General features: G+C 37.1%; 9 protein-coding genes. 1 reads left to right on the top strand and 8 read right to left on the bottom strand.

Going from position 1 to position 6,916, the window contains the following annotated elements; translation table 11 throughout:
* Positions 1–134: 134 nt before the first annotated feature.
* Positions 135–374, bottom strand: coding sequence for a hypothetical protein (locus PJ15_RS08420; protein WP_047429773.1), 240 nt, complete (start codon positions 372–374; stop codon positions 135–137).
* Positions 375–499: 125 nt separating this feature from the next.
* Between PJ15_RS08420 and PJ15_RS08425 the strand changes: the two genes are divergently transcribed.
* A complete protein-coding gene (locus PJ15_RS08425) occupies positions 500–688 on the top strand; it encodes a hypothetical protein (RefSeq protein ID WP_047429776.1) in 189 nt (62 codons plus the stop codon).
* On the opposite strand, the gene PJ15_RS08430 is transcribed toward PJ15_RS08425, so the two are convergent.
* The 7 genes from PJ15_RS08430 to PJ15_RS08460 all read right to left on the bottom strand — a co-directional run bounded on the left by PJ15_RS08430 (position 681) and on the right by PJ15_RS08460 (position 6,772).
* Entirely contained in the window at positions 681–1,862 is a 1,182-nt protein-coding gene (locus PJ15_RS08430; protein WP_047429793.1) for a protein rep, read from the bottom strand. The genes PJ15_RS08425 and PJ15_RS08430 overlap by 8 nt on opposite strands.
* Before the next feature lie 374 nt (positions 1,863–2,236).
* The gene (locus PJ15_RS08435) at positions 2,237–2,485 is read right to left on the bottom strand and encodes a hypothetical protein (protein ID WP_047429779.1); all 249 of its coding nucleotides are present in this window, start codon (positions 2,483–2,485) and stop codon (positions 2,237–2,239) included.
* A 313-nt stretch (positions 2,486–2,798) separates the two neighbouring features.
* On the bottom strand, positions 2,799–4,277 hold the full coding sequence (locus tag PJ15_RS08440; RefSeq protein WP_047429781.1) for a zonular occludens toxin domain-containing protein: 1,479 nt from the start codon (positions 4,275–4,277) through the stop codon (positions 2,799–2,801).
* 1 nt (position 4,278) lies between these two features.
* Positions 4,279–4,566, bottom strand: coding sequence for a DUF2523 family protein (locus PJ15_RS08445; protein WP_047429783.1), 288 nt, complete (start codon positions 4,564–4,566; stop codon positions 4,279–4,281).
* Entirely contained in the window at positions 4,566–6,185 is a 1,620-nt protein-coding gene (locus tag PJ15_RS08450; protein WP_047429786.1) for a virulence factor TspB C-terminal domain-related protein, read from the bottom strand. The genes PJ15_RS08445 and PJ15_RS08450 overlap by 1 nt, the downstream gene beginning before the upstream one ends.
* Before the next feature lie 151 nt (positions 6,186–6,336).
* Positions 6,337–6,561 (bottom strand): hypothetical protein, encoded by a 225-nt coding sequence (locus tag PJ15_RS08455; RefSeq protein WP_047429789.1) that lies wholly within the window; start codon positions 6,559–6,561, stop codon positions 6,337–6,339.
* 19 nt (positions 6,562–6,580) lie between these two features.
* Positions 6,581–6,772, bottom strand: coding sequence for a hypothetical protein (locus PJ15_RS08460; protein ID WP_047429791.1), 192 nt, complete (start codon positions 6,770–6,772; stop codon positions 6,581–6,583).
* Positions 6,773–6,916 lie beyond the last annotated feature (144 nt).

Genomic DNA, 6,916 nt, shown 5'->3' on the forward strand with positions numbered 1-6,916 from the left:
CGCAACAAAGAGCGCAGCGAAATACCAACCGATAGAAAGCATAAAACAGACAATGCCAATGACAGCGAAAACGCCAATGTATTTGTAATACTTAAGATCCATAAAAAAACCCTCAAATAGCCTAAGCAAATGAATTATTGATTTAGGTCTAGGCTACTGAAAACAAGAGAATTATTTTTGTTATGAAGGACTAATTCAGGAATTGTATCCTTGGTTTCTGCTAAAGCTTCAAGAGTTGCAGCATCAGCAGGTTTATCGGGATTTATATATTTGCGAACAGGCTCAAGAACCTCTACAAAATAGAAGGCTTTACCGTCAGTTTTACGAGAACCCTTTTGAACGACTGCATTTGAAATAACTGTTTTGATACTCATAGTTTTGTACTCTTCTGATAAGAAATTTGTACAATTATTATGTTGTCATGTTGTCATGTTGTCAATCAATCACGCTAACAAGTTGCTATTATTTAAAATTGAGCTAGTAAAGGATTGTTTTTAAAATGATTTCTGATTACGTAAGAATGAAGAAAGAGGAGAAAAAACGTATTAACGAAATATCGTTAGAGATTAATAGACAGAGAATGTCACTGGGGATGAGTGTAATTGAAGACAGTAAAGTGCTTCATGAAATACTCGATGAAGCATTTAAACATGTAGAAGTGGAACACGGTAAAATCAAAATTAAATAATACCGCGATAAGTCATGAAATCAATTTCATGGCTTTCAAATTGATTAATCTCAAGTTGAATAAGCTCATTCAGATTTAATTCAGCAGATCCATTACCAAGACACCCATTGTTATAATCATCTTCAACCCATTTTAAATATTCATGTCGTTTCTGATATTTTTTTAATATATCGAAAACAATCTTTTCAACCTGAATTAATGTAATAGATTCTTTATCAGTTTCATCAACAATATCCTGATCAGTTTTATCATTCAAACCAATAAGATCTTTCAGACCTCTAGACCAAACCAGTTGTCTAGCACCCTTCATGGCTATAACAAATTCCTGAAAAAGTTTGCTAGGAAGCTTATGAAAATAAAGCTCATCATCAAAAGACTTCTGTAACAAATCAAATGGAGTTAAAGAGCTAGATTTTCCCCGCTTAACATGCCCCTTGGTCATTTCATTATCAAGACCCCACTTTGCGATATAATCCTCGGCATAAGAACCATCCCTAATATCGAGGCCATGTTTCATAGAAGGGCTAGATAGACCAGATTTAATACAACAGTCAATCCATAATTTAGCCAATGAATCCCTGTAATAAAATGCTTGGTCGTCAATATCTCTAGTCAAAAGCAAAATATGAAAATGAGGATGCCAACCATTAGATCCATAAGTAACTTCAAGCGACCTAACTTTATATTCAATATTGCAAGCAGTAGAAAGTTCCTTAAATTTACGGTGCCCAAAAAAACGAGTTATCGCATGTTTTAATTGTTTCAAAAGAACTTTAAGAGGCTCAGATTGACTATGTGAAAACGTTAAAGTCATTAACTTAATATCTGAATCATCCTGATCACGCCAATAATCAAGCAAAGCATTCATTTCAGAACGACGTTTTTCCGTAATTTGTTTGGCACAAACAGGACAAGACCAAATTGAACCGCATCTTTGAACATTGCCCCAGTGAGCCTTGTTCCTAGATTCGTTAAACATGACAGAGCGCTTCTTTTCTTTATCAATTCTACGCTTTAAACAGTTACAAACTCTTTCAGTTGGTAATAATTTTGCTGACTGATCTTGCAAAAGGTATTCATGTAACCTAGGCTGAAACCCTTTGTTTACGGGCATGGCCTGAGATTTCGTAAATATACCAAGACCGCCATTTTTTTGACATTCTTCGATAATCATATGATAATAAACCCGTGTGTTAGCAGTACACAAAATTCCCAAAAAGCCCATTTCGCCAAAAATGGGCTTTTTTCTTTAACTAAGACAACATGTTGTCATGTTATCATTTTTTAACAATTGTTTTAATAACTCCAATTGATAATAAAAGCATTAAATGCTTAGGCTAAAAATCAGAATAATCTCTAGCCAAAAAAAACACTAAGACAGACCCAAAAAAGAGAATGAAAATTAACGAAAGGTAAGCAATAAGAACATATTCTTGATTCATAGTGTGTCCCTTATGTATTTATAAATCTCAATTCCAAAATAAATAAAAAGCCAAAGGAATACAAATATAAGCCAAATAAAATCAACAATATCCATAAAATCACCTATTATTTTAAAATTAAGCTTTTAACTTCTTGTGAGGTAATGTATTGATAATCCTTAAGTATTGCATCCAAAGATTTATACTTTTTGTACTCATAACGATGAGTGCGAATCGGTCTCTCAGTAATATCTGTCTTAACCATTAAAACAAAATCACCAAGCATAACATCAACTCTAATTTGATTTATAACCCCGTGTTCATAAAGGCTTTTAGCTTCACTTATTGTAAGACTTTGCCAACTTTCTAATCTCATTTTCTCTTACCCGGAGAGTGTCTATATTTTTATATTGTATTGCAATTTTTAAATATTGCAATACATTTTTATGAAATTGACTATGTACCGGCGTAGAAATTACTGCTTTTTTAACTTAACAGACTTCGCTAGTTAAGCCAAAAAAGTCAGTTCAAAAAGAAGTAATTTCACATTCCAGAAATTAATAGACATTGGAAAAACTTTGCAGTGTAACCAATATAAAAGCCCAAACCAGTTGAGCAAACCATAATAAAGAAGATGAGCTTAATAGGTAAACGCTTCCTAAAATAAGCCCTTACATGTGAATCGTGTTTCATATCAACCCCTGTTGTTTTGCCTGTTCTATTTTTGCAAAGTACTCTCTATCAAAGTCACTTGCTTGCTGCGTGCCTGCTTTCTGTGCATACACCTGCTGTGGCTGCGCCTGTTGACGTTGTAGGTCCTGTTGCTTAGTAAAGTAATCAAACGGTCTATCACCACTCATATAGCGCTTACAGTCGCTCTGTGACATGTCAATCTTGGTTGCTTGCTGTGTGTAGCATGAACATGTTTTCTTTGAAATTATGCAGCCTGCTAAGCGTGGTCGTTCCTGAATCTGATATGTCAGGTCATATTCAAAATCGTAAGGTCTACGTACATCGTATTTATATTCATTTTGTCCACTGGCGTTAGCTGTTGTGCTAGATCCAGTCGGCTCTGATGCAGAAGGATGACTATCTGTTGGCTGTGCATTTTGTGGATTGGATTCAGTTTGTTGTTGTTCAGGTTCCTTGGTGCCAGATCCTAATTTAGAAATATCCTCAAAAGGTGATTTTTCCATGCCCAACATCTGTTTAAAAGTTGATGAGAATTGACCAAAAATCGGGACAGAACTAATACCGTAAGCAACCACACCCATTAGAGAAAGAGTTAGTAAAATCCACCCAAAGATCTTCCAGTTAAGTTTGAACTTAACAGATGTATGACTCGATGCACTTTTATACATCGCAAAGTATTTTTTCTTATAAATAATCAGCTCATGTTCAACATAAGGCTTAGGATCTCTCTTAGAATCTGCCCCTGCACGTGGGCGACCCAACCACTTGTCAAACGTGTATAAAGAGCATGCTTGTGGCTTCTGTGACGGCCTTTTAATGAAGTAAAGCTTATCAACCAACTGACGCAAAGAAATATTAATATCCTCAGCATCCTGTGAAATTAAATAGACGTCCTTGTCATAGTGTCGAACCTCAGCCATATCAATAATGATTGGATCTTTTGAAGGGGTTTTGGTATCAAATTTATAGGGCGGTTTTTTTCTACACTCGTCAATGTACATGATCGAGCCTAAAGGCGTTTCTCTCCAGTCAAGAGAAGGTAACGGGAGAACGCCCTCAATTTTTAAACCATTAATATCAGAATAGATCTGCCGTACTGGAAGAAACGTAGCCAATGTAATTTTATACAGTTCATTAATATGAATTATAAAATCGTTATAGAGCATTGATAGCTCAAAATATTTCTCGAACTGCTCTTCATCCTCAAACTCTAAAAACTCATTATATTGGAATGTCCAATCGACGATCTTAGCGACAATTAAGTCATTTTCTTTAACGTTAATTTCACGTTTAAAGGTGTATTCATCACTCGAATCAATATCATGGCCACGGTCTGCAAGTATCGTTTTATTTTCATAATATATTTCAATATTTTTTTTAAGATTAGCAATGTTAACTTGTTGTTTCTCATACATTTGAGAAACACACCAATAGCTTTTGCCTTCGCCAGGCTTTCCAATAACTGTATATAACATTTTAGATTTTCCTGAATGCCAATTTGCCTGAATTCATGGTCATCCGGATACCCACTGAAGAAACAACCAAACTCAATGAAATTGATAGACCTGACAGATCAAACATGATGAGAGTCAGGGCATGTAGTGTTTTAAAACTGCCCTGTAAATAATTTAAAAATTGCGAGTAAATGACTTGCTGGGCCATAAATGAAATGATCCCAATACCAGCACCAGCAAGGATTCTTTTTAAAAAACTGGATAGGAAAAATGAACCTATCCACATTAAAGCCTGGAACAAAAAATTCATTAATCTTGTCCCCCAGATCTTTGGCCGGTGATGACAAAATAAGAAACAATCAAGCCCAACAAAATTATCCAAGGCCTAACGAGAGCTGCACCATCACACATAAGGTCATAAGGTAATTCCAGATGAACTTTATCAATCCATGTGAACTCGATAACCAATGGCGGAGGACATGACGAGTTACCACCGAATAGATCTCTACGCAGATCCTTTTCCAGATCTATAGACTTTTCCTGAACATCAACTTTTGTGTCTTCAGGAGATCCACCAGTAATATCTTTTTCAGTACAGGGGCGATATTTGCTAGATCTCTTATCGTTAGGGTCATAATTTTCGTTGGCACACTTATACTGGCCCTCGATAGCTTCCTTCATGGAATCAAGTTTTTTATTTGATTCGCCAATGGCTTCACTGGTTGATTGAGTAGCTTCCTCTATTTTTTCGAGATGGCCATTAGATGTATCTAACTTTTCATTTGTTTTTGTTGATTCATCCTTAATATTTTTAAGATGATCATTTGATGTATCAAGCTTTTTATTGGTTTCTGTTTGTCCATTAATCAACTTATCTATCTTAGCTGAAATACCAGATAGAGCATTTAATAAAGCTGCCTTAAGTGCATTAATAGCATCAATAATGCCTTTGACATCAATAGTTCCACCACCAGTCGAACCGTCACCACCGCCATCACCCCCGTCAGGACCGCCCGAACCATCAGGACCTTTACCGCCAGTGGGATCGTTTGGATTAGGCTTTTCTGGATCAGGATTGTTTTTGACACAAATCTTAGAGCCGTTATATGTAGTCTGATAATAGCCGTCGGGACAGTTCGTATTGTTCGGAGGCTGTGGGCAGTAAGTACCGCCATTCATGCAATTTTTAGGGTCTTGAGGATCATCTGGTTTAGACGGGTCTTTAGGAGTATTAGGACCAGATCGAACACATAAAGCTTCACCATTAAATGAGCCACTAACATAACCTTCACCGCAGCCCTCTGGAGGGCGCTTGCAATATGTCGCACCATTACATGTATCATTGTTTTTTGGGGGTGCAGGTTGATCGGGTGGACAAGTAATAGAACCGTCTGATAAACGTGTACAGCCATCGTTTGGAGGTATGTAACACTTACCATAGGGATCTTTAGTATCACATGGCGGAGGATCATTAGAATGTTGTTCAGTACAATTGACATCATCGCCGGTAAACTGCATAGGTGTCATATCATAAGTATCATTAACACCAACTCTCATGCCTTGGCCTTCAATAGAACAACCGTCTTTACACATACGAGTTGGTATTTTAGACCCTTTTGAAACATAGACAGGAATTGGCCAACCCTTGGCAGGACAATCTAATGTTTTTTTAATCTGTGCTGAATAATTATCAGGATTACTGCCATTATAACTACGGGTAACATAGCACATGGTCTCAGTTGTTGATTTAACACTGTACTTCCAGCTATTTACAGACATTTGAGATGCATAAGCGGAACAAGCAGCATCAGGTGATGATTCAACAGGAAATATCTGAGGTGGTGCAATAACTTGATACTTGGCAGCAGCAAGTGCATCAACAGATATGATCGATGCAGAGATAAGAAGTAAATATTTAAAAAAGCGCATTTTTTAGTTCCTGAACAGTATCAGTGAAGAAACGATAAATGCAGCTAAAATGACGTATGGACCGAGTTCTGACATAATCACGCTCTCATGCAAAAAAAATGCTCGCTGCGAGCCCTCGCTGCGCATTTTTTCCACACGAGAGCGCTTTGTTTTAGAACGCTTGACGGATCGCCTTTGTACCCTTGATCGTCAAATAAACTGACAGCATTGCGGATGCAACTGTGAAAACTGCCATTACCAATAAACCGATCCAGCTTAGAAACTGAGCAATATCAATTGTTGGTAGTGGTAGCGTTTCACCAGCAGCATTAGCAACGGAAGTCAGTGCAAGTGCTGATACAAAAACTAGAATTGAGCGAATTGAAAATTTACCCATCTTGTTGTTCTCCTTTGATTTAAAAAAAAGCGTCTTTTAGTCGTTTCATACCCCAAGACACCAAACAAACTGCCCAGAACCCAGTACCTAGCTGGAAAGCTTCGTCATAACTGAGTACGGGCAATAAAGAGCGGTTAATGACAACCCACTCTAGACAGGCACGTACCCCATTAGCATCTGGATCAGCGAATAGAGCGCATGCATGAATCATTTACTTGACCTTGTCCCACATAAGCCAAAATGCAACCGGTAAAGTCGCAACAAAGAGCGCAGCGAAATACCAACCGATAGAAAGCATAAAACAGACAATGCCAATGACAGCGAAAACGCCAATGTATTTGTAATACTTAAGATC

This window comes from Acinetobacter sp. neg1, assembly GCF_000788125.1.
GTDB lineage: Bacteria > Pseudomonadota > Gammaproteobacteria > Pseudomonadales > Moraxellaceae > Acinetobacter > Acinetobacter vivianii.

What these genes read in the sequence shown, in the direction of transcription:
- PJ15_RS08420 (WP_047429773.1), bottom strand. Translation starts at nt 374, where the DNA reads ATGAGTATCAAAACAGTTATTTCAAATGCAGTCGTTCAAAAGGGTTCT.
- PJ15_RS08425 (WP_047429776.1), top strand. Translation starts at nt 500, where the DNA reads ATGATTTCTGATTACGTAAGAATGAAGAAAGAGGAGAAAAAACGTATT.
- PJ15_RS08430 (WP_047429793.1), bottom strand. Translation starts at nt 1,862, where the DNA reads ATGATTATCGAAGAATGTCAAAAAAATGGCGGTCTTGGTATATTTACG.
- PJ15_RS08435 (WP_047429779.1), bottom strand. Translation starts at nt 2,485, where the DNA reads ATGAGATTAGAAAGTTGGCAAAGTCTTACAATAAGTGAAGCTAAAAGC.
- PJ15_RS08440 (WP_047429781.1), bottom strand. Translation starts at nt 4,277, where the DNA reads ATGTTATATACAGTTATTGGAAAGCCTGGCGAAGGCAAAAGCTATTGG.
- PJ15_RS08445 (WP_047429783.1), bottom strand. Translation starts at nt 4,566, where the DNA reads ATGAATTTTTTGTTCCAGGCTTTAATGTGGATAGGTTCATTTTTCCTA.
- PJ15_RS08450 (WP_047429786.1), bottom strand. Translation starts at nt 6,185, where the DNA reads ATGCGCTTTTTTAAATATTTACTTCTTATCTCTGCATCGATCATATCT.
- PJ15_RS08455 (WP_047429789.1), bottom strand. Translation starts at nt 6,561, where the DNA reads ATGGGTAAATTTTCAATTCGCTCAATTCTAGTTTTTGTATCAGCACTT.
- PJ15_RS08460 (WP_047429791.1), bottom strand. Translation starts at nt 6,772, where the DNA reads ATGATTCATGCATGCGCTCTATTCGCTGATCCAGATGCTAATGGGGTA.